We start from the raw sequence: 25,595 nt of genomic DNA, 5'->3' as shown, positions 1-25,595 counted from the left end.
GTGAGTGAGAATAACGAGAAAAGGAAGAAAGCCAGCGGGCCGTTCTTCTTCGTGCCGGGCGAAAACAACAAGTTTAGGTTTGTCGACAACGGTGATGGCCTGAACCCGCGTTACGTCGACCGCGCAGAGCTGCAGTCGGTGATTGCTGCCGAAAATCCGGCACATAACAAGTTGCTGCATGGCTTCGTGACGAACTACCGCGACTTCAAATCGGCGAAAAGGGCTGTGGAGTTGCGCAGCTTTCCCGTGGTCGTGCGCAATTTCTCGTTCAAGGGCCGTCTGCCGAAATGCGGCGGGGCGGTGCTGATGACGGGCGCCGCTGCGCTGCGGGTGCGCACCAAGATTCTCAAAGACATGGGCGAGGAGGAAGCAAATCATTTGCTGATGGCCGAATCTGAGGCCGCGCGCAGTTTGGGACTATCTACCATCCCCTCGATCTCGCCCGAGGAATTTACTGCCTACGCCGAACTTCCTTTTGTGGTCGAGTGCCGAAATTTTTATAACTACTACCACTTCACAACGGAATCGTTGATCTATCTGCAGATGTATCGCGATTTCGGCATGTCGGGCCCGATCCATTTCGTGACCGGCGGCGCGGGCGAATTAAAACCTTACATCGAACGGGCGGTTGAGGACTTCTACCCCGATCTGTTCGATAGAATACAGTTTCTTACGGGCAGTACGTCCTATAAAGAAGCCATTATTCCATTCACGACCAATCATCTTTATCATTTTTCGACGGCCGCCATGCTGGCCGATATAGAGGAAGAGGCAGGTTTTTCGAATAAATTGAAAAATGGCGACCTGCGTCCCGCGACCATCGATAATTACCGCAATATCTTCCGCAATAGCCGCGACGAATATATTCGCCTACATCGCGATGCGGTCCTGACGCGCACCTTCCATGACGAGAGCGCGAAGTTGGTCTATGTGTCGCGCAAACCCGGCGCCGCACGTGACCGCGCCATTGTGGGCGAGGATCTGCTGCTGGAAATGCTGGGCCGCTATGGTTTCAAAACGGTCTTGTTCGAGGAGATGACCCCTATCCAGCAAGCCAGCCTTGTTAACTCAGCCGATGTGCTGATCTCGGCCCATGGCGCTGGGTTTGCGAACATGCTCTATGGTAAACCCGGTGCCCATTTTATCGAACTAAGCCACCTGCAGACCGCGCGGCATCGCTTTGGCGATTTCAACATGCACGCCTCTGCCTCTGGCGTGTTCTACACTCACTTTTTCGCCGACCACAGTATCGGTGAAGACGACGCGGTGCCGAACCTCCACCACGAGGGGCACGCGGGTATCGCTCTGTCGCAGCTTGCGATCGACCGGTTGGAGCTGATGATCGTCAACCTGACCGATAAGGAGAGCACAAAGACGTTTTTCACGCGCGTCGGAGCTTTACGTAAGAGGCAGGATCATGCCGCCGTCATTTCGCTGATCACCAGTGATCGTTTGCGGTCATCTGCGTGCCCGAATGCACTGACGACGCTTGCCGAGACCTATGTACATGCAGGTGACATTCCGTCGGCGATTAATACCTATGTTCACCTGTTGAAAATCGTGCCTTACCGGGCTGATCTCTGGGTTGCTGTGGCGAAACTAGCGGCCGCGTCTGGTGACGATAGCGCGGTTGCATGGGCCGAAGCCGAAGCTGAAGTTTACAAGCGGGCACGGTGGATGCGCTGGTGCCGTACAGAAACTGGTGCTATTTCCATAATGGGCTAATGCATAACCCCCAGAGCGGTTAATCAATTATTTAAAAATATGCTAAATATTTGTCTGAAAGATATACATTTTTAGAGTGTATTTTTTCGCGATGTGGCAAGGTCAACTATATCGCTTGTCAAACCGCTTGATTTGGTCTTTTCGGTATCTGGCTGTCGGAAGTAGTGCCGGGGCGGTGTATTTATTATAGTTGTTGTTGAGAGTTGAGATGGTCCGTAGAACGCGAAAAAAAGTTGCATCGATTCGGTCGCGTGCAACTGATATTCTTGAATTTAAAAATGCTTTGATCGTTCCGCCGACAGCGGACTCCGCAGGAAAGTATGACTCGAGATCGGGTGTTTTCCGCGAGGATGGAACCTTTATAGCCGAGTCGCTGACCGTGACCGGCGATCGCCATATTCACGGCGAGCCGGCGTTACCGGACGAAGGTTCATACGAAGAAGGCTACCTTCCGGGAACCCATGCCTTTGGCGGGGTTTTCTTCGGTCATTTCGGGCACTTTATTGCGGAATCGACCGGACGCCTTTGGGCTTTGGGCGAACCCGATTTGATGCTCGATGGCGTTGTCTATGCCCCAAAGGAAAAGGGCTTTAGCGAGCACGCTGTTCAACGACAGGCAGGTTTGCTGGCCGCGATTGGCGTTCACACCAGCTTGACAGTTGTCGACCGTCCGACGCGGGTCGAGCGGCTGCTGATCCCGGCGCAAGAATTTGGCTTGTCACCCGCATTGATCCGCGGCACCCCGCGCTATGTAGATTTCATGCGCAAATGTGCTGCTACGGTTCAGCCCGAGGGTGCCGAGCTGGTTTATATCTCGCGCCAGGGTTTGCCCGTCGATCGCGGGATGCTGCTGGGCGAGCAACTCTTGGTCGATTTACTGGTGAAAGAGGGCTACCGGATATTCCAGCCGCAGCGCCACACGCTTGCCGAGCAGGCCGCCCAGTACCGCGCGGCCAAGAAAATTATTTCTGTCGACGCCTCGCCTCTTCACTTTCTGGCCTATGTTGCGTGCCCAGATCAGAAAATTAGCATTATCAAGCGTCGCTCGATGGATGCGATTTCCAACATTCTTGCGCATCTGGAAAGCTTCGCGTCGCCTGACATCCAGGTCATCGATCATATTCGCGCTGACTATGTGAACAAGAAGTACCGCCGCATCGGCCGCACGTCTTGGAGCGAGGTCGGTTTGCGAGCCGTCGGCGAGGATCTTCTGGCGTCGGGCATGATCGGCAGTCTTGACGGCTGGCGGGATCTGACGGCCGAGGAAATCGAAGCACAGTTGGCCATCATGGCAATTGAGGGCGAGTCGCCCTACACGCGCCTGCCTGTGGCCACCCACGAAGATTAAGTAGCGCCCGTTTCAATGACGTAAATAAAAGGGATGACTCGTGGCGTGCGGGTCATCCTGCCAGATCGTAGCCTTCAAAAGGGTGCCGTAGCTTTACAAGGTTGGGGTGCTAAACAAAACAAAAGGCCCGGGCCAAATGGCCGGGCCTTTGTGTTTAATATGGAGCGGGCGAGGCGATTCGAACGCCCGACCCTAACCTTGGCAAGGTTATGCTCTACCCCTGAGCTACGCCCGCTTCCGTGGACGGAGATTTCAGCAGTAGCTGATCTATCCGGCCTTTTACCAACTTGGAGCGGGCGAGGCGATTCGAACGCCCGACCCTAACCTTGGCAAGGTTATGCTCTACCCCTGAGCTACGCCCGCTTCCGTGTTGGTATGGGCTAATTATGGGTTTCGATCCTGACGCGCAAGGGGAAAAATCACCTGCATCGCCACGACCGAACGTCAACCCAAAGCGTATCCTGCACCCCGTACGGTGCGCAGCGGATCGGCCCCGCCGTGGGCCATCAGCGCCTTACGCAAGCGGCCGACATGAACGTCTACCGTGCGGCTATCGACGTAGATATCGCGGCCCCAGACGCGGTCCAGCAGCTGCTCGCGCGACCATACGCGGCCGGGGCGTTCCATCAGTGTGGTCAGCAGGCGAAACTCAGTCGGTCCGAGGCGCAGTTCATTGCCGTCGCGGGTGACGCGGTGTGTTTCGCCGTCCAGCAAGATGTCTTCGAATCGTAGCACGCCGCCGACAGTGGTGGGGCGGGTGCGCCGCAGTTGCGCGCGTGCACGCGCCAGCAATTCGGTGATCGAATAGGGCTTCGTCACATAGTCGTCCGCGCCGGTTTCAAGGCCGCGCACCTTGTCGCCTTCCTCGGATCGTGCAGACAGCATAATCACGGGGATGGCGCGGGTTTCGGTGCGGGCCTTGATCTGGCGGCAGATCTCGATCCCCGACACGCCGGGAAGCATCCAGTCCAACACGATCAGGTCTGGCGGCTCCTCGGCCAGCTGCAGCAGGGCGCTGTCGCCGTTCGGGGCGGTGGTGACGCGATAGCCCTCGGCCTCGAAGTTATAGGCAAGGACTTCGCGCTGTGCGGGTTCGTCTTCGATAACCAGCACATGGGGAAGTTGGCTCGACATGGATTAATCCACTGTTCCAATGAAGGGTGTCTGGTCGCCCTTGGGGCGCGGCTCGTCTGGGCGGCTGCCGGTGGTCACGTAGATGACCTGTTCGGCGATGTTGGTGACGATGTCGCCCATGCGTTCCAGATTTTTGGCCACAAAGTGCAAGTGCATACAGGCGGTGATGTTGCGCGGATCTTCCAGCATGTAGGTGAAAAATTCGCGGAACAGCGCGTTGTACATCTGATCGATGTCCGAATCGCGGGTGATGATTTCCTGCGCCAGCGTCGCATCGCGCTGCACAAAGGCGTCCAGCGTGTCTTTCAGCATCCGCTCAACCTCGCGCGCCATGCGGCGCAGCGTGGCATCCGATTCGGTAATCGCGCGCTGCTCGGCCAGAACCGGCACGCGCTTGGCGATGTTCTTGGCGTAATCGCCGATACGTTCAAGGCTGGACGAAATCCGCAGCACCGACAGGATGATCCGCAGGTCTTTCGACACGGGCGCGCGCAGTGCGATGGTGCGGGCGGCTTCGTCGTTGATGCGTTCTTCCAGTGCGTCGATCTGTTTGTCGGCGGCGCGCACCGTTTCGGCCAGTTCAACATCGCGGGTGGACAGGGCTTCGACGCTTTTGGCAATCGCATCCTCGACCAGACCGCTCATCTTGAAGATCAGGCCTTGGATTGATTCCAGGTCGCGGTCATAGGCCGATACAATGTGCTGTTCGCTCATATCACGCTCTCCTTAGCCGATACGGCCCGAGATGTAGCTCTCGGTGCGGGGGTCTTCGGGGTTGGTGAAAATCTTGGTAGTGTCGTCGAACTCGACCAAGTTGCCCAAATGGAAGAAGGCGGTTTTCTGGCTGACACGGGCGGCCTGCTGCATCGAGTGGGTCACGATCACCACCGAATAGGTCGCGCGCAGCTCGTCGATCAGTTCCTCGACCTGCGCCGTCGCGATGGGATCAAGGGCCGAGCAAGGCTCGTCCATCAGCAGCACTTCGGGTTCGGTAGCGACGGCGCGGGCAATGCATAGGCGCTGTTGCTGGCCACCGGACAGGCCCGTTCCGGGGGAATGAAGGCGGTCTTTCACTTCGTTCCAGATGGCGCCGCGGCGCAGGGCCTTTTCCACGATCTCGTCCAGTTCGGCCTTGTTCTTGGCAAGGCCGTGGATGCGGGGGCCATAGGCCACGTTATCGTAGATCGACTTGGGAAAGGGGTTCGGCTTTTGGAACACCATGCCGACCTTGGCGCGCAGCTGCACCGGGTCCACAGCGGGATCGTAGATGTTTTCGCCATCCAGCAGGATTTGGCCTTCCACGCGCGCATTGGCGATGGTGTCGTTCATGCGATTCAGCGTGCGCAGGAAGGTCGATTTCCCGCAGCCCGACGGGCCGATAAACGCGGTGACCATACGGTCCGAGATATCGACATTCACATCTTTGATCGCGTGGGTGTCGCCGTAATAGACCTGCACGTCGCGGGCCGAGATTTTTGCGTTCGTCATGTTTTGCAACCTTTTAACGGCTCTTACCACTTCCGCTCGAAGCGGCGGCGCAGCAGCACTGCAAGAATGTTCATCAGCATCAGGAAGATCAGCAGCAGAATGATCCCGCCCCATGCACGCTCGTAGAAGGCGGGGTCGGCCCGCTTGGCCCATTCATAGATCTGGGCGGGCATGGCCGAGTTCGGGGCGACAAAACCCTCGACCGCACCGCTGGGGTAGTTCGAGGCGACGAAGCCCACCATCCCGATCAGCAGCAGCGGGGCTGTCTCGCCCAAGGCCTGCGCCAAACCCAAGATGGTGCCGGTCAGAATACCTGGCATCGCCAGCGGCAACACGTGGTGGAATACCGCCTGCATCCGCGAGGCCCCCAGACCCAGTGCCGCATCGCGGATCGAGGGCGGAACCGCCTTCAGCGCCGCGCGGGTCGAGATGATGATCGTGGGCAGCGTCATCAGTGTCAGCACCAAGCCGCCGACGATGGGCGCCGACTGGGGCAGGTGCATGATCTGGATGAAGACCGCGAGGCCCAATATCCCGAAAACAATCGACGGCACCGCGGCGAGGTTCGAAATGTTCACCTCGATCAGGTCAGTCAGGCGGTTTTGCGGGGCGAATTCCTCTAGGTAGATCGAGGCGGCGACGCCGATCGGCAGGGCCAGAAACAGCACCACCAGCATCATGTACATCGAACCCAGCATAGCTACGCCGATACCCGCCTGTTCGGGGCGCGCGTCCGACGCGTCCGACCCGAAGATGAAGTCCATGTTGAAGCGGCGCTGGATCAGGCCTTCCTCTTGCATGGCGTCGACTACATCCAGCGCGGCGGGGCTGAGGTTGCGGTCGCGGGCCAGGCTTTCACGCGTCACGCGGCCCTTCAGGTAGCCGTCAACGCGCGAGGAGGCGAGAACCTCGAATGTCTCGGTCTGCCCGATCAGCGTGGGGTCGGCCAGAACGCGATTGCGCACCGTTGCGGCCGCAGATGACGACAGAATTTGTGCCAAGGCGGCAGGGGGCAGGTCGGTTTCGATCCCGTCGGCCACCAGCGTTGCAGCCATCGCCTCTTGCAGCATGCTGCCATAGCGCAACGTGGTCGCGCGGGCCAGATCGGCCGGATCTCGGTTGCCGTTCGGGTCAAGCACCGATTCTTGCAGCGGCACCTGAATGCGGACGTAGGTTTGCGTAAACCCGCCCAGCCCGTTCGAGATGATCGTCCACAGCAGGGCCAGCAGGAACCCGCAGGCCAGCACCAGTGCCCCGATGCCATAGCTGCGGAAGCGGGCCTCGGCGCGGTTGCGCGATTTGGTGCGGCCGTCGGCGACCAGCAGCGATCCGTGGCGGTGGTTGGTGTTCTGTGTCATTCGTATTGCTCGCGATATTTGCGCACGATCGCCATGGCCAGAATGTTCAGGGCCAGCGTGATGACGAACAGCGTCATGCCAAGGGCAAAGGCGACCAGCGCCTCGGGCGAGGAAAAGTCGGCATCGCCAGTCAGCTGGCTGACGATTTTCGCGGTGACCGTTGTCATCGCATCAAAGGGATTCATCGACAGCGCGCCAGCGGCGCCTGCGCCCATGACCACGATCATCGTCTCGCCAATCGCGCGGGATGCGGCCAGCAGGATCGCACCAGCGATACCCGGCAGTGCGGCGGGCAGGATCACCTGCCGGATCGTCTCGGAGCGTGTCGCGCCCAGACCCAGCGAGCCGTCGCGCAGCGATTGCGGCACGGCGTTGATAATGTCGTCCGACAAGGATGACACGAATGGGATGATCATCACCCCCATCACAAGGCCAGCCGTCATCACGGCGGTGCCGCCGCGCATCCAACCGACGCCCAGCAAGCCGCCAGGACCGAAAATCTGCATCAGCAGCGGCCCGACCGTCGCCAGCGCGAACAGGCCGTAAACGATGGTGGGGATGCCGGCCAGAATTTCCAGCATCGGCTTGCCGAGGGCGCGCACTTTGGGGCTTGCATATTCGGACAGGTAGATCGCCGCGAAAAGGCCCAGCGGCACGGCCACCAGCAGCGCGATGAACGAGATATAAAGCGTGCCCCACAGCAGCGGCAGAATGCCGAGCTGCGAGCCGCCACCGAACGAGGGGCTCCAAGTCAGGCCGAAGAAGAAGTCCAGCGCGGGGTAGGCGCGGAAGAAGGCGATCGTGTTGAAAATCAGCGCGATCACGATACCGACCGTGGTCAGAATGGCGATCATCGCGGCAGCGATCAGCAAAACGCGCACCGCCGCCTCGACGCGGGGGCGGGCGCGGAAGGCGGGGTTCGTGCGGGTATAGGCCCATGCGGCCCCCGCAACCGACAGCGCGATGGCCGCAACGCTCATCCAAAAGCGGCCCGTGGCATTAGCGGTGTAGGCCGCAACCGACGCGTCATAGGCGACTGCAGTGGGGTCGATTGCGATACCGCGACCCAGATCGCGGGCAAGGCGGTGCACATCCGACAGCAGCAAGCTGGCGCTGCTTGCACTATCGGCGGCTGTGCCCAGTGTCTGCAAAGCAATATGGTTCACATAGGCGGGCTGGATGACCAGCCAGACCAAAATCAGCAAAAAGGCAGGGATCAGCGCCCAGATGGCGACATTCCAACCATAATAGCGCGGCAGCGAATGCAGCCCGCGGGCCGTACCGCCAGCCGCCTGCAACGCGCGCGCGCGGCCAAGCCAAAATCCGGCCGCCGCGATCAATAAAATGACGATGAACGTCCAGAAGAGAGGCATGAGTGTCCTGCCGCTGAAGTTGCCAAGGGCGGCCCAGTTGGCCGCCCTTGTTATTTCGACTTAGAGAGGTGCCATCACGGTTTCGTCGGCGATCATGGCCTGTGTCTGGGCAAGCTCGGGGTCCGACACCAAACCGTATTGTGCCAGCGGGCCGGAGGGGCCAGCCATGTCGTCCGACATGAAGAATTCAGCGAATTCCTTCAGGCCGGGGATCACGCCGATGTGGGCTTTCTTCAGGTAGAAGTACAGCGGGCGCGACACGGGGTAGGTGCCGGTGGCGATGGTTTCGACGCTGGGTGCGATATCGCTCATGGTGGCGACGCGCAGGGTGTCGGTGTTGTTTTCGTAGAACGACAGGCCGAACACGCCGAAGGCTTGCGGGTTTGCCGCGATGCGGGCCAGTGTTTCAGTGTAGTCGCCGTCGATGTCGACCGAGACGCCGTCTGTGCGTAGCGCGGTACAGGCTTTCTTGCCGTCATCGCCGCGCGCAGTGGTCAATGCTTCCAGTGCGCCGGATTCTTCGCAACCAGCGGTCAGGACTTTTTCGTCGAACACTTCACGCGTGCCGTGCTTGGTGCCAGGGATGAAGGCCAGGATCGGCTGGTTCGGCAGATCGGGGTTCACTTCGTTCCAAGTGGTGTAGGGGTTGGCAACGACTTCGCCGTCGACGACGACTTCGGCAGCCAGCGCCTTGTACCAGTCGGCGGGGGTGAAGGCGAATTCGGGGCCGTTCAGTGCCGAAGCAAAGACGATGCCGTCATAACCGACGCGCACTTCCATGATTTCGGTCACGCCGTTGGCGGCGCATGTTTCCATTTCGCCCGCGCGGATGCGGCGCGAGGAGTTGGCGATGTCGATCTGGTTTTCGCCGACGCCTTGGCAGAAGCGCTGCAGGCCAGCCGAGGAGCCGCCCGATTCGACAACGGGGATCGGGAAGTCGGGGAAGTTTTCGCCGAACGATTCGGCGACGATCGAGGCATAGGGCAGAACGGTCGAGGAACCTGCGATTTGAATATTATCGCGGGCCTGCACAGCGCCGGTGGCGGCTGCCAGTGCGATGGCCGAGGCGCAAACGGTCTTCAACGACATGACATACTCCTGTGTCGTGGGTGCGGTTGGACTGCGAAGGCAGCACCGTCGCCCGAGGGTCTAGGTGACCCGTGCGAAGGGAATGTGACACAAGTGTAACGATTTTATGACAATCGACAAAGACCTTTCATGCCATTTCGGGCGCACGTCAGCTTACGCTGCGTGCGCACCGGCGGCATGGGGCAGCAAAAAGGTATGACCCGTGGTCGGCGCGTGGTTTACGCGCAGCGCGCAGCCATAGGCCGCCGACAGATTCTCGCTGGTCATGACGGTTTCCACGGGGCCGCTGGCCAAAATGCAGCCGTCGCGCATCAGCACCACGCGGTCGGCATAAAGCGCGGTCAGGTTCAAATCGTGCATCACAGCGACCACGCCACCGCCGGCTTGCGCGAACTGGCGGGTGATCTCCATCACCTGCAGTTGGTGCCCGATATCCAGCGCGGATACCGGCTCGTCCAGAAACAGCCACGAGGGCTGGCCGTGGGCGGTGGGTTCCCACACCTGACACAGCGCACGGGCCAAATGAACACGCGCTTGTTCGCCGCCCGACATCTGCTGGTAATGCTGTTCGGCCTTGGACCCAAGGCCGACACGGTCCAGCGCGCGGCGGGGCAGGGTGCGGTCGGCAGCGTGCACGCCGGCTTGCAGGCCCAGCCGCACAACCTCGATCGCGGTGAAGGGAAATGCGAGGCTGGAGGCTTGCGGCATCACGGCCCGCATCGCAGCGACCTGCCACGCTTTCAGCGTGTCAACGGCGCGACCGTTCAGGGTGATCCCCGCGCCGTTACCTTCCTCGCCGGTCAGCGCTTTCAGCAGGGTCGTCTTGCCCGACCCGTTCGGGCCGACGATTGCGGTCACTTGGCCCCCTTCGGCCGCGAAATCGACACCGTCGAGGATTTGTTTGCGCCCAAGACGGACGCGGACATTCGTTGCGATCAGGCTCATAGGTCGATGATCCCGCGTTGCTTCAGAAGAACCCACAAGAATACGGGGCCGCCGATGACGGCAGTGACGATGCCGATGGGCAGCTCGGCCGGTGCGACGATGGTGCGGCTGATCATGTCGGCCAGCAACAGGACGATCGCGCCCAACAAGCCCGCGTTAACCAACAGGTGCCGGTGGTCCGGCCCCGCTGCAAGGCGCAGCAGGTGCGGCACGACGATGCCGATGAACCCGATGCCGCCAGATACCGCTACTGCAGCGCCGGTCGCGCCAGCGACTGTTAGAATTGCGATCGACTTCATGCGTTGCACCGGAATGCCCATATGCGCGGCGGCTGCCTCGCCCAAGGCCAGCGCGTTCAACGACCGGCCCAAGAAGGGCGCGACCGCCAGCGCAATGACAATCAGCGGTGCGGCCGTGATGACTTTCGGCCAGTTTGCGCCCGCCAACGACCCCATGCCCCAAAAGGTCAGGTCGCGCAGCTGGTTGTCGTTGGCGCGGTAAATCATGATGCCCGACAGCGCGCCTGTCAGCGCACCGAGCGCAATACCCGCCAGCAGCATGGTGGCAATCGACGTGCGCCCCTGCCGCGTGGCGACCATATACAGCGCCATGGTGGCGCCCCAGCCGCCCAAGAACGCGGCGGCTGGCACCAGCCAGCTGCCGATCATGGCGGCGAATGCGGCGGGCAGAAAGCCCCCCAGAACGATAGCGACGATGGCCCCAAGGCTCGCCCCCGCGCTGACCCCAACCAAGCCGGGGTCGGCCAGCGGGTTGCGGAACAGGCCCTGCATAACCGCGCCCGAAACCGCCAAGCTTGCCCCGACCAGCACGCCCAGCACCATGCGAGGGATGCGCACTTGCAGCAGAACGATGCGGTCGACGAGGGTGATATCCTCGCCGCGCAGCCATTGCCCAAGAACCTTGATCGCAGAGGTCCCCGATGCCCCAAACAGCACCGAAAGCGCGCAGGTGATGACAAGGGCGACCGCCAGCAAGATGGTCAGGCGTTTTGCGCGCAGTTCCCGCAGGTCGACGTCGCCGCCTGCGTGTGAAAGGGCCATCGACATCGGTTTAGTTCCCGCCGTACAGCGTGTTGTGCAATTCCAGCGCAGCTGCGCCGGCACGCGGGCCGAAGCCCAGCAGATAAGCGCCATCCATGCGGATTACGGCCTGATTTTGGCCCGCAGGCGTTGCCGCCAACGGGGCGATCGCGAACAGGTCGGAATTTGCGGCATCCAGATCGTGGCCACGGTCCATCATCAAGATGACGTCGGGCGCGGCGGTTGCAATCGCCTCGTCGGTCAGGGGTTTGTAACCGTCGACGCCCTGAATGGCGTTCACCGCACCGGCCATGCCAATGATTGTATCGCCGCCGGTGTTCTGCCCAGCCGCCATCACACGGCCGCCCTGGGTCGAGATGATGAACATCACCCGTTTGCGGGCCGTGGCTGGAACAGATGCGGCGGCGGTTGCGGCGGCTGCCAGTTGGGCCTCGACTTCGGTTGCCAGTGCCTCGGCTTCTGCGACGTGGTGGCTCGCTTCACCGACCGTGCGGATGTTGGCGACAATCTGTTCGGCAGACCAGCCTGCGGGCAGGCTGATCCACGGGATAGACGCGGCCTTCAGTACATCAATCGTTTCCACCGGGCCCGCATCATGTTCGGCGATGATCATGTCGGCGTTCACCGACAAAACCCCCTCGGGCGAGAGCGCGCGCAGATAGCCGATATCAGGCAGCGATTCGACTTCGGCCGGATAGGTCGAGGTCGAGTCCCGCGCGACAACCTTGTCGCCCGCACCAATCGCAAACAAGATCTCGGTGGTCGAGGAGCCGAGCGACAAGATACGGTCTTGCGCGCTGGCGGCGCTGGCAAACAGCGCCAGCGCAAGGGACGATGTAAGAAGGACGCGTTTCATATCAGGCTACCTCTTCCACTTGGGCCGACGGTAGCGCCTCGACCAGCGCATTCCAGCGGTCGCGGAATTCGGCGCCGGGTTTTTGCAGGCCGAAGATCTGCAAGATCAGGCCGCCGTCCTCATCAAACGCCTCGACCGAGACTGCGCGGCCACGGCTGGTCGGCTTGTCGACGGCCCAGACCTCGGCGATTTTGTCGGCGCGCAGGTGCAGATTGAAACCGGGGTCCATGATGTTCTGCCACGGGCCCATCGGCATCAGCTTGAAGATCGGGCCGGTGTGGATCTGGATCATCCCGCGGTTGCCGACGAAAATCATAATGCCTAGCTCTTGCGCGACGACGCCTTCCAGCATGGTTTGGAAGGCGGTTTTGTCCAGCAGGCGGGCATGGGGTGCGCCGACGGTGCGGTAGGCCCCCAAGCGGTTCATACCCAGGCGGCCGACCATACGCAGGAACTGGTGCGTGTCGGTCATCGCGGCCCATTCGGTGCGCAACTCGTCGGCCTTGCTGGCGTCGACTTTGGCGGCTTCTGTCGCAGGGCGCGGCTCCAGTACCAGCGTTGAGTCTTGCTCGGGCAGGCGCAGCGCGTCTTTCAGGGCTTCAAATGCGGCCAGATCTGAATTTTCGCGCATCCAGATTTTGTGGACGGCATCGCCGGCCTGATCGAACACCTGAATGCTGCGGCGCGTGCCGGTATCGGTGGTCTTTTCGACGACAAAGCCGTGCACCCAGTATTTGGGGAAGGTGCGCAGGTCGATATCGGGGTTCAGCACGCTGCCGGCATGGGGGTTGGCGTGATAGTCGGTGTAGGTGCCGACTTTCTCGTGCACGCATGCGTCGTTGCGCGTCAGGGCCATGACCTCGCCCAAGGCGGGGATCAGTGGCATCAGCTGGTCGGGGTGGGCGTTGATGCGCGTGACCCCGTGGCCGACATATGCGGCGACCAGATCTGCCTCGGTAATGCCAAGGCTGTCGGCCAGGTCGCGGTCGCGGGCCTTGGGGTTATCGGCGCGCGCTTGGCGGATTTCGGCCGGGCTGGGGATGGGGGCTAGGGAATCAGCCATGATGCACCTGTTGGTTAAAGCTGGCATATCTGGCTGCGCGCCGCACCTGAAAGGGCGGTTGCGTGGCTGGTGGTTCGCCGTCCCTCTTGAACGGCAATCTTGATTAATTTACTCGGAGAAAGCAGCAGAGGCAAGCGAGCAGGTGCATCCTGCGCCCCACCCATGCGCCCCCGCGTAACACGGCCTGTATAACAGCATGTAGACTGGATTGGACATGACCTTCTTTCGCCAGATTTCGCCTTTGATTGCCGCCTTGTCCTTGGCGATGGGGGCAAGTGCTGCGGGCGCGCAGCAAGTAGTGCCCGGCCGCCTTGGAATCGAGGCAAACGCCAAAGAGGACGTGGACGGCGCCTGCCGCGTGTCGTTTTTGGCCACAAACGGGCTGGACGAGAACCTATACAAGCTGAGCTTCGAGGCTGTGGTGTTCGACAAGGCAGGCGAGGCAGCCCAGTTCACGCTGCTGGAGTTCACCGAATTGAACAAAGGCGCGGTCCGCGTGCGGCAATTCGATCTGCGCGGGCGTAGCTGCGATGATGTGGGGCAGGTGGTCGTCAACCGTACCCTGACGTGCGAGGCTGTCGGCCTTGACCCCAGCGCCTGCGCACAAAATCTTGATGTGACCAGCCGCATCAGCACGAACGAGGTGACCGAAGGCCAAGTCGCGATCGAACTGAACCGCCTTGAGTCGTTCGAGGGGAGTTGCCGCCTGACGTTCGTCACCCGCAATGGCCTGTCGCAGCCGATCGCAGGTATGATGGCCGAGACCGTTCTGTTCGACCCGAACGGCGGCGTTGCCAAGATGACGATGTTTGAATTGGGCGACGTGGCCGCAGGGCAAACCCGCGTGCGGCGTTACGAGGTGACCGGAAACGCGTGTGATGGCTTAGGCAACGTGCTGATCAACCAGTGGCAGACCTGCGAGGCTGGCGATCTGGGCGAGGAGGCCTGCACGGCCGCCATCACCCTGAGTTCGCGCACGGCGCTGGGGCTGCTTGACTAACCCCAGCCACTGTTCGGCTTACGAGACCATCATCTCCTTGGTCGCGGTCAGCGCAATCTTGGGGTAGTCGCGGGCCACGCGATCGATGTCCCACTGCAGGCGGGTCAGGTAGACCAGATCGCCATCGTTGTCGGTGGCGATGTGCTGTTTGTTCGCCGATACGAAAGCCTCGACCGCATCTTTTTCGCCCGACACCCAGCGGGCCGAGGTGAATTGCGAGCTTTCCAGCCGCACGGGCAGGCCGTATTCCACCTCGATCCGGCTGGCTAGCACCTCGAACTGCAGGGCACCGACGACGCCGACGATAAAGCCCGACCCGATCATCGGCTTGAACACCTTGGCCGCGCCTTCTTCGGCGAATTGCATCAGGGCTTTTTCCAGATGCTTGGCCTTCATCGGGTCACCCGCGCGGATGTTTTGCAACAATTCGGGGGCGAAGCTGGGGATGCCGGTGAAGTGCAGGGTCTCTCCCTCGGTCAGGGCATCGCCGATACGCAGCTGGCCGTGGTTCGGGATGCCGATGATGTCGCCGGCCCAAGCTTCTTCGGCCAGCTCGCGGTCGGCGGCCAAAAACAGCACGGGGTTAGTCACGGCCATCGGCTTTCTCGACCGCACATGCACCAGTTTCATCCCGCGTTCAAAGTGGCCCGAGGCAAGCCGGATGAATGCGACGCGGTCGCGGTGGCGCGCGTCCATATTTGCCTGCACCTTGAAGACAAAACCCGTCACCTTGGTTTCCGCCGCCGATACGGTGCGCTCGGCCGCTTTTTGCGGCTCAGGCTCGGGGCCAAATTCGCCGATGCCGGTCATCAATTCCTTGACGCCGAACGAGTTGATGGCCGAGCCAAACCAGATCGGCGTCATCGACCCCTCAAGGAAACGCTCGCGGTCGAAGGCGGGTAGCAGTTCGCGCGCCATCTCAATCTCTTCGCGCAGCTTTTGCAGCATGTCGGCGGGGATGTGTTCGGCCAGCTTGGGGTCGTCCAACCCGCTGATCGAGACTGTCTCGGCGACGCGGTTGCGGTCGGCGCGGTCCATTAGCTCCAGCCGGTCATGCAGTAGGTCGTAGCAACCCAAAAAGTCGCGGCCCGATCCGATTGGCCAGCTGGCAGGGGCCACGTCGATGGCCAGATTTTCCTGGATCTCGTCGATGATCTCGAACGTGTCGCGGGCCTCGCGGTCCATCTTGTTACAGAATGTCAGGATCGGCAGGTCGCGCAGGCGGCAGACCTCGAACAGCTTGCGCGTTTGGCTTTCCACGCCCTTCGCCCCGTCGATGACCATCACCGCCGCATCCACCGCGGTCAGCGTGCGGTAGGTATCTTCGGAAAAGTCGCTGTGGCCGGGGGTGTCGACAAGGTTGAAGCGGAACTGTCCGAAATCAAACGACATCGCCGAGGCCGACACCGAGATCCCGCGATCTTGTTCCATCTTCATGAAGTCGGACCGCGTCCGGCGTGCCTCGCCCTTGGCGCGCACCTGACCGGCCATCTGGATGGCGCCACCAAACAGCAGGAATTTTTCGGTCAGTGTCGTTTTACCCGCGTCAGGGTGCGCGATGATCGCGAAGGTGCGACGGCGGGCGATTTCGGCGGGGAGGGGCGAGGTCTGGTTTTGCATGGCGCGGCTATAGGCGATCCGTGCAGCTACGGCAAGAAATCCGCGCGCAGCTGGCGTCAGTAATCTAGCGCCAGTTATGCTGGGCGGCGGCTTGCTGCGGCACGGGGTGCTGCGCATTGGCAGCGCTGCGGGCAGGGTGGCCGATAAACAGGCAATCTGCACTCGCGCCATCGATCCGCACCGCTTGCGGATCAACAACGACCATCTGCACATAGGTCATCAGCTTGGGTTCGATCTGGCGAATGCCATCTTGCCCCATTTTGTTGCGCAGCAATTGCCCCAGCACGCGGTGGCGGGGCGACAGAAGCAGCGCTTTTTCATTCCCAAACCGGCCCGCATCCACCATCACAGGCGCCATCGCACGCGATGACAACAGCGGGGTCGCGCCGACCCAATGCACGGTCATTTTGCGACCATCCTCGGCCAGAATGCGGTCGCCCGTCTTGATGTCTTCGACAGTGCGCAGAATGTTGTCGGCGGTCGCAACGCGGGTTCCCAGTGGAAATTGCAGCAGCGGCACTTGTGCCAGCCGGTGCCGCGTGCCCTGCTGGCGAATCCCCGACAGGCGGTATTCGACCTTGGGCTGCAATGCCCCCAACGGCAGAAGGTGGATCGCTACGGCCAGCCCGCCCAATTCCTCGACCAACAGCAGCGCCTCGAGGGTGTTGCCCAAGCGGTCGATCAGCAGAAGGTGGCTATCGACATGCACGGTGTTACCTGCGGTGCCGGTGCCCGAATCCGGCCCGACGACCAGCGCCGCACCCGCGTTTTGCGCAATGCTAAGGCGGTTCGGAAGCGCATCGGGTTGTAGGGTATAATAATCGTCGACGAGAAGATCTTCACCAAAGATCAGGGGGTCGCCCTCGGCCACCCCGTCGGTGGCGATAAAATCATTGCCGCTGAAAACCATGAAAGACTGGCAAAACAGATCCGACGATCCGAATTCCATTTCCATACCTTTGAATCACCGCAAACAATACTACACCGAATAGGCCCACGGGCGGGACACAAGTCAAGCGTGTAGGGCTGCTATGTTAATGATTTTTCAGAGGCATTAATATGTATTCCATAGTTTGCATTGTATTTAGCTAAGTTATTGGCGTGTTCTCGGGCGAGAACAGCTGCGGCAGAATGCGTATCGTTAAGATATGGTCGGTGCGCAGGTTGATCTGACGGGCTTCGGTTTCGCTCCAACACGTCAGCGTCCAGATGCGGCCCCAATAGTCGATGCGCAGCGGGCGGACGATAGCAGGGGGGGACGCTGCGGCGGTGGTGATCGCGACTTTCTGGCGGCGCGCGATGGCGCTGCGCAGCAGCGGAAGGTCGTGAAAGCCGCGCGCGGCATCGGGGGCGTCGCCAGCGACCGGCGCGGTGATACCGGGCCCTGCCAAGGCCCAGCCACGGTCTGCATCCCGCAGATCTGCCGCCAGCGCGGCATCGATTTTTGCAGATAGCCCCCGCGCTGCGCTGCGAAGGGCGGGGTCGTCGGCCTCGCCCAGAATCGTCAGGCCGATATGCAGGGCTTCGACCTCGGCAAGGCTGAGGTTCATGGGCGGCAGTGTCACATGGCCCGAATCAACGCGATAGCCTTGCCCGGGCGTGCCACGCACCGGCACGCCTGACGCGATCAGCGCAGCGATATCGCGGTAAATCGTGCGCAGGGTGACCCTGTTTTCGGTGGCCAGAGCCTGTGCGGTCACGGCAGGCGCAGCGGGCGCCAAGGTGCGCAGGCGCTGCAAAATGGCAAACAGGCGTTCGTTCTTGGGGGACTCCATACGCTGCAGTCTAATATACTGACATGTTTTTGTCAAAGCGCAGAGGCGCAACCGCCGAAAATCGTTGCAAACCCAGCGCGGCTGCTTGGCTGTGCCGCCGTTTCATGTGCAAAACGACTCATGGATTTACACCGAGCGCTGCGGCGCCGGGTTGCTGCGGAGAATGACATGTTTAACAATATCGGCCCGATGGGCATTCTGCTGATCGCTGTTGTGGTCCTGGTTCTGTTTGGCCGGGGCAAAATCTCGAGCCTGATGGGCGAGGTCGGCAAAGGCATTACCGCGTTCAAGCGCGGCGTCGATGATGGCAAAAAAGAACTCGAATCCTCGGCTGACGAGTTGCGTGATGTGACCCCGACTGCAAACGCCGCTGTTGCGCCCGTTGTGACGCCTGTCAGCACCGAGGCCAAAGACAAGGTCTGATCTGAACAAGGTCTGGTGTTACGATAAGGAAGCGGGGCGGAAGTCATGTTTGAACTAGGCATGGGGGAAATGGCGGTCATCGGGATCGTCGCCCTGATTGTCGTCGGGCCCAAGGATTTGCCGGTGCTGTTTCGCAACATCGGGAATTTCGTCGGCAAGGCGCAGGGAATGGCGCGGGAATTTTCGCGCGCCATGAACGATGCGGCCAAAGATTCGGGCGTCAGCGAGATCAACCAGACGCTGCGCTCGGCGGGCCAATCGCTGAATACAGCCGTAAGCGCGGCGAAAAACCCGAAAGCCTATGGCGCGCAAAAGCTGCGCGATGCGGCGGGGCTTTCGCCCACAACGGTCGAGCCCACAACGGTCGAGGATGAGGCCGCCGGCGACAAAGCAGAGGCTGAAAAGACCTTGCGCGATACTGGCGCCGCCGCGATGCATCGCAACACCCTTAGCGCATCGGCTGCGGGTGTGGGGAAACCGACCTTCGCCCCACCAGTCGCACCTGCGCCCGTCACGTCGACACCTGTCGCAGTGACACCAGCCGCTGAAGCATCTGTCGCGCCTGCGCCGGTTGTGGCAGATGTGGCTGCGCCCGAAAGCGCGTCAATCAGCGAGAAACCACAATGAGCACCCCGCAAGATATCGACGATTCCGCAGCCCCGCTGATCGAACATCTGGCCGAGCTGCGCAATCGCCTGATCTGGAGCATTCTGGCCTTCGTCGTGGCCATGACATTCTGCTTCTTCTTTGCGACGCCGGTGTTCAACATCCTGACCGCCCCGCTGTGTACCGAGCTTGCAAAGCGCGGTCAGGACTGCCAGTTGATCTTCATCAGCCCGCAAGAAGGCTTCTTCGTTGCGGTCAAAATCTCGATGCTCGGTGGGTTGGCGCTGTCGTTTCCGGTTATCGGCTACCAGCTGTGGCGCTTTGTGGCACCCGGCCTTTACAAGTCTGAAAAGAATGCGTTTTTGCCGTTCATGTTCGCATCGCCGATCATGTTCGTCCTCGGTGCGGTTTTCGCGTTTTATGTCATCATGCCGATGGCGTATTCGTTCTTCCTGGGCTTCCAGCAGTTCGCGCCCGACGGCAGCGCTGTGATCGACCCCGACCGCGCGCCGCCCGCCAGCGTTATCTTCCAAGGATCGGCACAAGAATATCTGTCGCTGACCATGGCGCTGATCGTGGCATTCGGATTGTGCTTCCAGTTGCCGGTCTTGCTGACGCTGTTGGGGCGCGCTGGTATCGTGACGGCGGCGGGTTTGGCGGCTGTGCGCCGCTATGCCATTGTCGGCATTTTGATACTGGCTGCAATTGCCACGCCGCCCGATGTCATCAGTCAGATCGTCTTGTTCGCGGCGGTCTACCCGCTCTACGAAGTCTCGATCTATCTGGTGCGCCGGTACGAAAAGAAGCGCGAGGCCCAGCTGCGTGCCGAAGGGCTGTGGGTTGATGACGAGGAATTGGAAGACGAGGCTGATGCCAAGGCGACCAAACCATGACCGATACGACCGAGCTTGCCCGTATCGCCGCCGCGCTAGAGCGGCTGGCCCCCGCGCCAAAGCCCGCCCCGAACTTTGACGCGCCAGCATTCGTCTGGCGCGTCAACCCTGACCACCTCGAGGCGGTGACTGCCGTCAGCCGTATTGATGTGTCGTTACTGGTCGGCATCAACCGTGCGCGCGACACATTATTGGCGAACACGCGCCAATTCGCGGCAGGGCTGCCCGCCAACAACGTCCTGTTGTGGGGCGCGCGGGGGATGGGAAAATCCAGCCTCGTCAAAGCGGCTCATGGAGCTGTTGCGCAGGACCTTCCCAAGCTGAAAATCGTCGAGGTGCAGCGCGAAGACCTGCCGTCGATCAGCCGTTGCCTGAATTTGCTGCGCGGTCGACCCGAGCGATTCATCCTGTTCTGCGACGATCTATCGTTCAGCAGCGACGACCAGCACTACAAAGCGCTGAAAGCCGTGCTGGATGGTGGGATCGAGGGGCGGCCCGAGAATGTCGTCCTTTATGCCACCTCGAACCGGCGCCATCTGATGCCGCGCGATATGATCGAAAACGAACGTCAAGCAGCGGTCCACGAGACCGAAGCTGTCGAGGAGAAGGTCTCGCTTTCAGACCGCTTCGGGCTGTGGTTGGGGTTTCATGGCGCGGGGCAGGACGACTACCTGACCATGATTCGCGGCTATTGCGACGCCTATGGTGTGGAGATTGACGATGCGACCCTGCGGGCCGAGGCGATCGAGTGGCAGGCCACGCGTGGCAGCCGGTCGGGGCGTGTCGCATGGCAATATTTCACCGATCTGGCTGGCCGGCGCGGGGTAAAGCTTTGACGGCAGGCCGGTTTTCGGCCCGCCATTTACAAGTTGCGAATGCGACGCATTTGTAAGTTATTGTTTTCGCTTGCAATTTATGTAGATCACGGGCAGTCCGATCCCTATCGGGGAGTAGCGATCGCTTTTCAAGCGGGTGACATGTCAACAGGCTCGCGCCAGATGCGCGTGGCATGTCCGGCCCATCGGGGCTTTGCAAGACCGTGGCGAGGGAACCCTGCGGGCGGGGTCCGACCATCGCCCGGCACGCCCCCGAGGATTATATGATGACCCCGATCTCAATCGGCGTTTTGGCCGTTTCTATGTCGGTAGATGCCTTCGCCGCATCGGTTGGCAAAGGCGCGGCGCTGCCGCGTGTCAGCTTCGGCACCGCGCTGCGTACCGGGCTTATTTTCGGCGTGGTCGAGGCGATCACCCCCTTGATCGGCTGGGTTCTGGGCGTGGCGGCCAGCCAATACATAGACGCGGTCGATCACTGGATCGCGTTTGCGCTGCTGGGCGGCGTCGGCGCGCATATGGTTTGGCAGGCGCTGCACCACGACGATGCAGCCTCGCGCGCCGACACAGCCCTGTGGGCGACTGTTTTGACCGCCATCGGAACATCTATCGATGCGATGGCGATTGGCGTGTCGCTGGCGTTCTTGAATGCGAATATCATCGTCATTGCGCTGGCGATTGGCTGTGCGACGATGTTGATGAGCACATCGGGTATGCTGGCAGGGCGCTTGCTGGGGAACCGCTTTGGCCGCGTTGCCGAAGGCTTGGGCGGCCTGGCCCTGTGCGGGCTAGGCCTGATGATCTTGATCGAGCATTTGAGCGGGGCGGGCTAACCCCAGATCGCGGTGAACTCGCGCCACTCGCCCTTGCTCATGCCGGATGTCTCTTGAACGACATCCTCGCCGGCAAGGCGGCGCTTGATCACGTCGACCTGCTGGGCCGACAGCGATACGGCCCCCAATCGGTAATCCTCGAACGCCTTATAGGCGAGGGGCACCCAATCTTTCACGATCTGGCAGATCGCATCGGCATAGACGCGGATTTCGTATTGCGCGTGGGCATCGGCGCGCAGGCGCAGGAAATGCAGCAGGTTGTGCAGGTCAACCTTCCAGTACCATTGCGTATAGATGTTCGCGGGCAGGTTCATACGGGCCAGCTCGCGGGCTAGGCCTTGCTGACCTTCCTGGCTGATCATCGCCTCGTAATGGTCATAGGCGCGGCCGGCGTCTTGCTTCAGCCATTCCAATACGCGGGCGGCTTCCTCGCCGGACAGGGGCGCACCCCGGCCTTGATTGTTCACCACCGACTGCGCGGCCAGATGTTCGGGCGAGGGGATATAAAATTCCCGATCGAGAATGCTGTAGCGGCCCGAATATTCGTTCACGTTTGCCGTCCTGTGGCGAATCCACTGGCGGGCCACAAAAACCGGCAACTTCACGTGCAGCTTCACCTCGCACATCTCGAACGGGGTCGAGTGCCAGTGCCGCATCAGGTAGCGAATCAGCCCTTCGTCATTGCTGACCGATTTCGTGCCCTTGCCGTAAGACACGCGGGCCGCCTGAACGATCGCGTTATCGTCGCCCATGTAATCCACTACGCGGACGAAACCGTGATCCAGCACGGGCAAGGCGTTGAAAAGATGTGCCTCCATCCCGGGGCTGACGGCGCGCAACGTGGGCTGGGTGTCGGCGCGTTGGGCGGCAATTTCGCCGATCTGCTCGGGGGATAGGGGCATGGGGCTCTCCGGCTGTCGTCAACGGGTATCGTGCGACGGGGATAGGTTACCGCGCCGCAGGGAACAAGCCCTACGGCGGGGTAACAGCCGGGCTTAGCGCGCCAGCTTTTTGTGAACTTCGTCCAGATCGATCTCGCCGATCGGGTTCTTGTTCGCGGGGTTCTCAAAGTCGTATTTGTACAGGCGGAAGTCGCGCTTGTAGATTTCGAACATCAGATGCATCGACAGGTCGTCGAAGTAATCCTCGACGGGATAGAGGCGCTTGGGCCCGTGCCCTTCGCTTTCGTTAAAGCGGGGAATGGACTTGATGTCGACTTTATTGGGCGTTTTGCTCTTCTTCAGTACTTTATCCATGCCGTCGTTGAACTTCTCGGTCCAGAAGATCGAGTTGTAGCGACCGCCGTTGGCGATGAACGTGGCAATGTGGCCCGACATGGCCGACCAGTGAATGTCGGGTTCCATCGGCTTGCGGAAACGGATGGTGTCACGCGCGAACAGCAAGAAGCGGCGGAAGCTTTTGATCTGGTCGAAATCGAACTCGTCTTCGGGCGAGCCTACCTCGATCCCGTATTTTTGTACCAACTGCGGCACCAGATTGCCGCGGTAGCGCCGCCCGTTGCGCTGGATGCCGGCGATTTTGTCAAAGAACGACGACAGGATGCGGGTGTAGGGGTTGCGCACGCAGGTGAACACATAGGCGTTGTGTGCAGTGACGGCCTCGGTGATCAGGGGCTGGCTTTCGGGCTGGTTCCACTTGTGCAGACCCTTAGTCGAGTCGTGGATGTCGCCATCGAAGAAGCTGCCGTGATCCGAGTAATACATGATCTGGCCGATGGTCGAGCAGGCGCATTTTGGAACGACGCGATAGATCATGCTTTCGCTCTCGGTCATCCAAGTTCCGGGGAAACTCATTTCACAGGCCTTTTTCTGGTGCACAACTTTCAGGAAATACCCAACCACAGCCTAGAAGGTGCTGGCAATAGGGTCAAAACCCGCTTTAGTATTCTTCTATCCAGCACCTAGGCCAGCTATCAATAGCCAACCGACGCTCTCGCAGGTATCAAGTGTTATGACAAAGATTGCCTTTATACTTTTGTGCCATAAAGACGCGAAAGCGATTATCAATCAGGCGATGCAGCTGACCAGCGGCGGTGACTGTGTTGCGATTCACTTCGACGGGCGCGCCGCGCAAGAAGATTACGACGAGATCCAGCGTACATTGGCCGGAAACCCCGGCGTGACCTTCGCGCGCCGCCGCCTGAAGTGCGGCTGGGGCGAGTGGAGCTTGGTCGAAGCGACGATCGAGGCGGTGCGGGCAGCCGAATCGGCATTCCCCGATGCCACGCATTTCTACATGGTCTCGGGCGACTGCATGGCGGTCAAATCGGCGATCTACACGCACCGCTACCTCGAGGAGCAGGACGCCGATTTCATCGAGTGTTTCGACTTCTTCGAGAGTGAATGGATCAAGACCGGTTTCAAGGAAGAGCGCCTGATCTATAGGCACTTCTTCAATGAGCGCACACAAAAGAAGCTGTTTTACTGGAGCTACGATCTGCAGCAAAAGTTCGGGCTGACGCGGCCCGTGCCCGAAGACATGCAGATCATGATCGGCTCGCAGTGGTGGTGCCTGCGCCGTCACACGATCGAGGCGATTCTGAAATTCATTGACCAGCGTGCCGATGTCGTGCGCTTCTTCCGCACGACCTGGATCCCGGACGAGACGTTTTTCCAGACCCTCGTGCCGCACTTGGTGCCCGACCGTGAAATCCGCCGGCGGACGCTGACGTTCCTGATGTTCACCGATTACGGCATGCCGGTGGTGTTCTATAACGACCATTACGACCTGCTGGTCTCGCAAGACTATCTGTTCGCGCGCAAGATCTCGCCCGAGGCCAAGGACCTGCGCTTGCGGCTGGGTCAGCTTTACGGGTCGGACCGCGACGATTTCCAGATCTCGGGCGAGGGGCGCAACCTCTTCAAATTCCAGACCGGCCGCGGCCGCGTCGGCCAACGCTTCGCCCCCCGTTTCTGGGAGGAGATCACATCCGTCGGGCGCGGCCGCGAGGTGCTGGTCGTCGTGTGTAAAAAGTGGCACGTCGCCAAGCGGTTCGTGCAGGCGGCATCGCGCGTTACCGGGCTGCCGTCGCTGGAATACATGTTCAACGAAGATCGCGCGCCGCTGCCCGATCTGGGGGGTATCCAGACCACGGTGGCCAAGCGCACCCGCCACCGCCGTGCGCTGTTGCGGATGCTGTTCGAATACTTCGATTCCGACAAGCTAGTCGTCTGCCTCGATCCGTCCAACGTTGAATTGATGAGCGATTTTGAATCCGACCGCGCGACAATGCGCGTGCTGGAAATCGAATGTGACCTCTCGGACGATTTCCTGCGCGGCCATGCGACGCGTGTGGGGCTGGCGTCCGAACGCTCGCCGTCGGATTTGTTGGAACGGCTGATCCCCGCCGTGCGCGCCGACCTCACCCTAGAGAGCGAGCGGATGCGTGACATGGGCTTCACCTTCCACCACCGTGTGCAGGAAAGTGGCCCCGAGGCGCAAAACGTTGCGGCGCTGGTCGAATTCTTTGGGATCAAGCCGGATGCTGCGACCGAAATCATCCACACACCCTATATTTTCAGCGACTAACCCTGTCGGAGGCTCGGCGTGAGCAAGCAATACGATTCGAACAACATTTTCGCCAAAATTCTGCGCGGCGAGATTCCGAACAAGACCGTCCTTGAAACCGACCATGCGCTGGCGTTTTACGACATTCACCCGCAGGCGCCCGTGCACGTGCTGCTGATCCCCAAGGGGCCGTATGTCGACTTCGGCCATTTCGTCGCCGAAGCCTCGCCCGAGGAACAGCTGGGCTTCAACGCCGCGCTGGCGCAGTTGGTCGCCACGCTGGATTTGCCGACCGGCTTTCGCGTGATCGGCAACGCCGGCCCCGATTCGAACCAGGAAGTGCCGCATTTTCACCTGCATCTGCTGGGTGGCCGTAATCTGGGGCCGCTTCTGCCCGCATAATCCGCCCGAAAGGATAAACGATGTCCACGCCCGCCGTTCAACTGAACCGACCTGCGCCTGTCATCCGCACCGTCAGCGCGTCGCGCGTCGCCTGTGATGGTCTGACCAACAGCCCCGTGCTGGGCCATCCGCGTGTGTGGCTATCGATCCCGCCGGGGCAGGATTTCGTCGATTGCCCCTATTGCGATGCCCGTTTTGTGCAGGTCGGCGGCGAGGGGCAGGGGCACTAGCCGTCTGGCCAG

At 60.9% G+C, this 25,595-nt stretch carries 26 protein-coding genes and 2 tRNA genes; 11 read left to right on the top strand and 17 right to left on the bottom strand.

The window, feature by feature from the left end:
- Together BVG79_RS08190 and BVG79_RS08185 are read left to right on the top strand one after the other, a co-directional pair.
- Positions 1 to 1,725: a glycosyltransferase family 61 protein gene (locus BVG79_RS08190; protein ID WP_085786451.1), complete on the top strand. Its 1,725-nt coding sequence runs from the start codon at positions 1 to 3 to the stop codon at positions 1,723 to 1,725.
- Positions 1,726 to 1,933: 208 nt separating this feature from the next.
- The gene (locus BVG79_RS08185) at positions 1,934 to 3,073 is read left to right on the top strand and encodes a glycosyltransferase 61 family protein (RefSeq protein WP_085786450.1); all 1,140 of its coding nucleotides are present in this window, start codon (positions 1,934 to 1,936) and stop codon (positions 3,071 to 3,073) included.
- Between the two features lie 160 nt (positions 3,074 to 3,233).
- Here BVG79_RS08185 and BVG79_RS08180 read toward each other — a convergent pair.
- The 12 genes from BVG79_RS08180 to BVG79_RS08125 form a co-directional block, all read right to left on the bottom strand.
- Positions 3,234 to 3,308 (bottom strand) — tRNA-Gly (locus BVG79_RS08180).
- A 53-nt stretch (positions 3,309 to 3,361) separates the two neighbouring features.
- Positions 3,362 to 3,436: transfer RNA gene (locus tag BVG79_RS08175), tRNA-Gly, on the bottom strand.
- Positions 3,437 to 3,517: 81 nt separating this feature from the next.
- Positions 3,518 to 4,207, bottom strand: a complete 690-nt coding sequence (gene phoB, locus BVG79_RS08170; protein WP_085786449.1) for a phosphate regulon transcriptional regulator PhoB — start codon at positions 4,205 to 4,207, stop codon at positions 3,518 to 3,520.
- A gap of 3 nt (positions 4,208 to 4,210) precedes the next feature.
- The gene (phoU, locus tag BVG79_RS08165; RefSeq protein ID WP_085786448.1) at positions 4,211 to 4,921 is read right to left on the bottom strand and encodes a phosphate signaling complex protein PhoU; all 711 of its coding nucleotides are present in this window, start codon (positions 4,919 to 4,921) and stop codon (positions 4,211 to 4,213) included.
- A gap of 12 nt (positions 4,922 to 4,933) precedes the next feature.
- Positions 4,934 to 5,695 (bottom strand): phosphate ABC transporter ATP-binding protein PstB, encoded by a 762-nt coding sequence (gene pstB, locus BVG79_RS08160; protein ID WP_085787325.1) that lies wholly within the window; start codon positions 5,693 to 5,695, stop codon positions 4,934 to 4,936.
- A 23-nt stretch (positions 5,696 to 5,718) separates the two neighbouring features.
- The gene (gene pstA / locus BVG79_RS08155; protein ID WP_085786447.1) at positions 5,719 to 7,053 is read right to left on the bottom strand and encodes a phosphate ABC transporter permease PstA; all 1,335 of its coding nucleotides are present in this window, start codon (positions 7,051 to 7,053) and stop codon (positions 5,719 to 5,721) included.
- The gene (pstC, locus tag BVG79_RS08150) at positions 7,050 to 8,426 is read right to left on the bottom strand and encodes a phosphate ABC transporter permease subunit PstC (RefSeq protein ID WP_085786446.1); all 1,377 of its coding nucleotides are present in this window, start codon (positions 8,424 to 8,426) and stop codon (positions 7,050 to 7,052) included. Before pstC ends, pstA begins: the two co-directional genes overlap by 4 nt.
- Positions 8,427 to 8,486: 60 nt before the next feature.
- Positions 8,487 to 9,515 carry a substrate-binding domain-containing protein gene (locus tag BVG79_RS08145; RefSeq protein WP_085786445.1) on the bottom strand — a complete coding sequence of 343 codons (1,029 nt, stop codon included), beginning with the start codon at positions 9,513 to 9,515 and terminating at the stop codon, positions 8,487 to 8,489.
- A gap of 153 nt (positions 9,516 to 9,668) precedes the next feature.
- Positions 9,669 to 10,460, bottom strand: coding sequence for a heme ABC transporter ATP-binding protein (locus BVG79_RS08140; RefSeq protein ID WP_085786444.1), 792 nt, complete (start codon positions 10,458 to 10,460; stop codon positions 9,669 to 9,671).
- Positions 10,457 to 11,527: a FecCD family ABC transporter permease gene (locus BVG79_RS08135; RefSeq protein WP_085786443.1), complete on the bottom strand. Its 1,071-nt coding sequence runs from the start codon at positions 11,525 to 11,527 to the stop codon at positions 10,457 to 10,459. The genes BVG79_RS08140 and BVG79_RS08135 overlap by 4 nt, the downstream gene beginning before the upstream one ends.
- A 4-nt stretch (positions 11,528 to 11,531) precedes the next feature.
- Entirely contained in the window at positions 11,532 to 12,377 is an 846-nt protein-coding gene (locus tag BVG79_RS08130) for a heme/hemin ABC transporter substrate-binding protein (RefSeq protein WP_085786442.1), read from the bottom strand.
- A 1-nt stretch (position 12,378) separates the two neighbouring features.
- Positions 12,379 to 13,440: a hemin-degrading factor gene (locus tag BVG79_RS08125; protein ID WP_085786441.1), complete on the bottom strand. Its 1,062-nt coding sequence runs from the start codon at positions 13,438 to 13,440 to the stop codon at positions 12,379 to 12,381.
- Positions 13,441 to 13,654: 214 nt separating this feature from the next.
- Between BVG79_RS08125 and BVG79_RS08120 the strand changes: the two genes are divergently transcribed.
- The gene (locus BVG79_RS08120) at positions 13,655 to 14,440 is read left to right on the top strand and encodes a hypothetical protein (protein ID WP_085786440.1); all 786 of its coding nucleotides are present in this window, start codon (positions 13,655 to 13,657) and stop codon (positions 14,438 to 14,440) included.
- An 18-nt stretch (positions 14,441 to 14,458) separates the two neighbouring features.
- Here BVG79_RS08120 and BVG79_RS08115 read toward each other — a convergent pair whose 3' ends face one another.
- The 3 genes from BVG79_RS08115 to BVG79_RS08105 form a co-directional block, all read right to left on the bottom strand.
- On the bottom strand, positions 14,459 to 16,060 hold the full coding sequence (locus BVG79_RS08115) for a peptide chain release factor 3 (RefSeq protein ID WP_085786439.1): 1,602 nt from the start codon (positions 16,058 to 16,060) through the stop codon (positions 14,459 to 14,461).
- 64 nt (positions 16,061 to 16,124) lie between these two features.
- Positions 16,125 to 17,009 carry a Hint domain-containing protein gene (locus BVG79_RS08110; RefSeq protein WP_198167829.1) on the bottom strand — a complete coding sequence of 295 codons (885 nt, stop codon included), beginning with the start codon at positions 17,007 to 17,009 and terminating at the stop codon, positions 16,125 to 16,127.
- 139 nt (positions 17,010 to 17,148) lie between these two features.
- On the bottom strand, positions 17,149 to 17,835 hold the full coding sequence (locus BVG79_RS08105) for a helix-turn-helix transcriptional regulator (RefSeq protein ID WP_085786437.1): 687 nt from the start codon (positions 17,833 to 17,835) through the stop codon (positions 17,149 to 17,151).
- A gap of 168 nt (positions 17,836 to 18,003) precedes the next feature.
- Between BVG79_RS08105 and BVG79_RS08100 the strand changes: the two genes are divergently transcribed.
- From BVG79_RS08100 to BVG79_RS08080, 5 genes are all read left to right on the top strand, one after another.
- Complete coding sequence (locus BVG79_RS08100; protein ID WP_085787324.1) at positions 18,004 to 18,258, top strand: twin-arginine translocase TatA/TatE family subunit; 255 nt, start codon at positions 18,004 to 18,006, stop codon at positions 18,256 to 18,258.
- A 45-nt stretch (positions 18,259 to 18,303) separates the two neighbouring features.
- Positions 18,304 to 18,885: a twin-arginine translocase TatA/TatE family subunit gene (locus BVG79_RS08095; protein WP_085786436.1), complete on the top strand. Its 582-nt coding sequence runs from the start codon at positions 18,304 to 18,306 to the stop codon at positions 18,883 to 18,885.
- The gene (tatC, locus tag BVG79_RS08090; RefSeq protein WP_085786435.1) at positions 18,882 to 19,757 is read left to right on the top strand and encodes a twin-arginine translocase subunit TatC; all 876 of its coding nucleotides are present in this window, start codon (positions 18,882 to 18,884) and stop codon (positions 19,755 to 19,757) included. Before BVG79_RS08095 ends, tatC begins: the two co-directional genes overlap by 4 nt.
- Positions 19,754 to 20,593 carry an ATP-binding protein gene (locus tag BVG79_RS08085; RefSeq protein ID WP_085786434.1) on the top strand — a complete coding sequence of 280 codons (840 nt, stop codon included), beginning with the start codon at positions 19,754 to 19,756 and terminating at the stop codon, positions 20,591 to 20,593. The genes tatC and BVG79_RS08085 overlap by 4 nt, the downstream gene beginning before the upstream one ends.
- Positions 20,594 to 20,859: 266 nt before the next feature.
- A complete protein-coding gene (locus tag BVG79_RS08080; RefSeq protein WP_085787323.1) occupies positions 20,860 to 21,423 on the top strand; it encodes a manganese efflux pump MntP in 564 nt (187 codons plus the stop codon).
- Here BVG79_RS08080 and thyX read toward each other — a convergent pair.
- Together thyX and BVG79_RS08070 are read right to left on the bottom strand one after the other, a co-directional pair.
- On the bottom strand, positions 21,420 to 22,325 hold the full coding sequence (gene thyX / locus BVG79_RS08075) for an FAD-dependent thymidylate synthase (protein WP_085786433.1): 906 nt from the start codon (positions 22,323 to 22,325) through the stop codon (positions 21,420 to 21,422). The genes BVG79_RS08080 and thyX overlap by 4 nt on opposite strands.
- A gap of 93 nt (positions 22,326 to 22,418) precedes the next feature.
- Complete coding sequence (locus tag BVG79_RS08070) at positions 22,419 to 23,237, bottom strand: sulfotransferase family protein (protein WP_085786432.1); 819 nt, start codon at positions 23,235 to 23,237, stop codon at positions 22,419 to 22,421.
- Between the two features lie 157 nt (positions 23,238 to 23,394).
- On the opposite strand from BVG79_RS08070, the gene BVG79_RS08065 reads away from it, so the two are divergent.
- From BVG79_RS08065 to BVG79_RS08055, 3 genes are read left to right on the top strand one after another with little or no spacing between them, the layout of a single operon-like run.
- Positions 23,395 to 24,972, top strand: coding sequence for a DUF5928 domain-containing protein (locus tag BVG79_RS08065; protein ID WP_085786431.1), 1,578 nt, complete (start codon positions 23,395 to 23,397; stop codon positions 24,970 to 24,972).
- 18 nt (positions 24,973 to 24,990) lie between these two features.
- Positions 24,991 to 25,353: an HIT domain-containing protein gene (locus tag BVG79_RS08060; protein WP_085786430.1), complete on the top strand. Its 363-nt coding sequence runs from the start codon at positions 24,991 to 24,993 to the stop codon at positions 25,351 to 25,353.
- Between the two features lie 20 nt (positions 25,354 to 25,373).
- Positions 25,374 to 25,583, top strand: a complete 210-nt coding sequence (locus BVG79_RS08055) for a zinc-finger domain-containing protein (RefSeq protein WP_085786429.1) — start codon at positions 25,374 to 25,376, stop codon at positions 25,581 to 25,583.
- The last annotated feature ends 12 nt before the right edge of the window (positions 25,584 to 25,595 follow it).

Origin of the sequence: Ketogulonicigenium robustum, from assembly GCF_002117445.1 — a bacterium.
Classification (GTDB): Bacteria; Pseudomonadota; Alphaproteobacteria; order Rhodobacterales; family Rhodobacteraceae; genus Ketogulonicigenium; species Ketogulonicigenium robustum.
This window is presented reverse-complemented; position numbering and strand designations above follow the sequence as displayed.

Excerpts from the sequence above, each read along its gene's own strand:
- BVG79_RS08185 (WP_085786450.1), top strand. The coding sequence starts at position 1,934 with ATGGTCCGTAGAACGCGAAAAAAAGTTGCATCGATTCGGTCGCGTGCA.
- phoB (WP_085786449.1), bottom strand. The coding sequence starts at position 4,207 with ATGTCGAGCCAACTTCCCCATGTGCTGGTTATCGAAGACGAACCCGCA.
- phoU (WP_085786448.1), bottom strand. The coding sequence starts at position 4,921 with ATGAGCGAACAGCACATTGTATCGGCCTATGACCGCGACCTGGAATCA.
- pstB (WP_085787325.1), bottom strand. The coding sequence starts at position 5,695 with ATGACGAACGCAAAAATCTCGGCCCGCGACGTGCAGGTCTATTACGGC.
- pstA (WP_085786447.1), bottom strand. The coding sequence starts at position 7,053 with ATGACACAGAACACCAACCACCGCCACGGATCGCTGCTGGTCGCCGAC.
- pstC (WP_085786446.1), bottom strand. The coding sequence starts at position 8,426 with ATGCCTCTCTTCTGGACGTTCATCGTCATTTTATTGATCGCGGCGGCC.
- BVG79_RS08145 (WP_085786445.1), bottom strand. The coding sequence starts at position 9,515 with ATGTCGTTGAAGACCGTTTGCGCCTCGGCCATCGCACTGGCAGCCGCC.
- BVG79_RS08140 (WP_085786444.1), bottom strand. The coding sequence starts at position 10,460 with ATGAGCCTGATCGCAACGAATGTCCGCGTCCGTCTTGGGCGCAAACAA.
- BVG79_RS08135 (WP_085786443.1), bottom strand. The coding sequence starts at position 11,527 with ATGTCGATGGCCCTTTCACACGCAGGCGGCGACGTCGACCTGCGGGAA.
- BVG79_RS08130 (WP_085786442.1), bottom strand. The coding sequence starts at position 12,377 with ATGAAACGCGTCCTTCTTACATCGTCCCTTGCGCTGGCGCTGTTTGCC.
- BVG79_RS08125 (WP_085786441.1), bottom strand. The coding sequence starts at position 13,440 with ATGGCTGATTCCCTAGCCCCCATCCCCAGCCCGGCCGAAATCCGCCAA.
- BVG79_RS08120 (WP_085786440.1), top strand. The coding sequence starts at position 13,655 with ATGACCTTCTTTCGCCAGATTTCGCCTTTGATTGCCGCCTTGTCCTTG.
- BVG79_RS08115 (WP_085786439.1), bottom strand. The coding sequence starts at position 16,060 with ATGCAAAACCAGACCTCGCCCCTCCCCGCCGAAATCGCCCGCCGTCGC.
- BVG79_RS08110 (WP_198167829.1), bottom strand. The coding sequence starts at position 17,009 with ATGGAATTCGGATCGTCGGATCTGTTTTGCCAGTCTTTCATGGTTTTC.
- BVG79_RS08105 (WP_085786437.1), bottom strand. The coding sequence starts at position 17,835 with ATGGAGTCCCCCAAGAACGAACGCCTGTTTGCCATTTTGCAGCGCCTG.
- BVG79_RS08100 (WP_085787324.1), top strand. The coding sequence starts at position 18,004 with ATGTTTAACAATATCGGCCCGATGGGCATTCTGCTGATCGCTGTTGTG.
- BVG79_RS08095 (WP_085786436.1), top strand. The coding sequence starts at position 18,304 with ATGTTTGAACTAGGCATGGGGGAAATGGCGGTCATCGGGATCGTCGCC.
- tatC (WP_085786435.1), top strand. The coding sequence starts at position 18,882 with ATGAGCACCCCGCAAGATATCGACGATTCCGCAGCCCCGCTGATCGAA.
- BVG79_RS08085 (WP_085786434.1), top strand. The coding sequence starts at position 19,754 with ATGACCGATACGACCGAGCTTGCCCGTATCGCCGCCGCGCTAGAGCGG.
- BVG79_RS08080 (WP_085787323.1), top strand. The coding sequence starts at position 20,860 with ATGACCCCGATCTCAATCGGCGTTTTGGCCGTTTCTATGTCGGTAGAT.
- thyX (WP_085786433.1), bottom strand. The coding sequence starts at position 22,325 with ATGCCCCTATCCCCCGAGCAGATCGGCGAAATTGCCGCCCAACGCGCC.
- BVG79_RS08070 (WP_085786432.1), bottom strand. The coding sequence starts at position 23,237 with ATGAGTTTCCCCGGAACTTGGATGACCGAGAGCGAAAGCATGATCTAT.
- BVG79_RS08065 (WP_085786431.1), top strand. The coding sequence starts at position 23,395 with ATGACAAAGATTGCCTTTATACTTTTGTGCCATAAAGACGCGAAAGCG.
- BVG79_RS08055 (WP_085786429.1), top strand. The coding sequence starts at position 25,374 with ATGTCCACGCCCGCCGTTCAACTGAACCGACCTGCGCCTGTCATCCGC.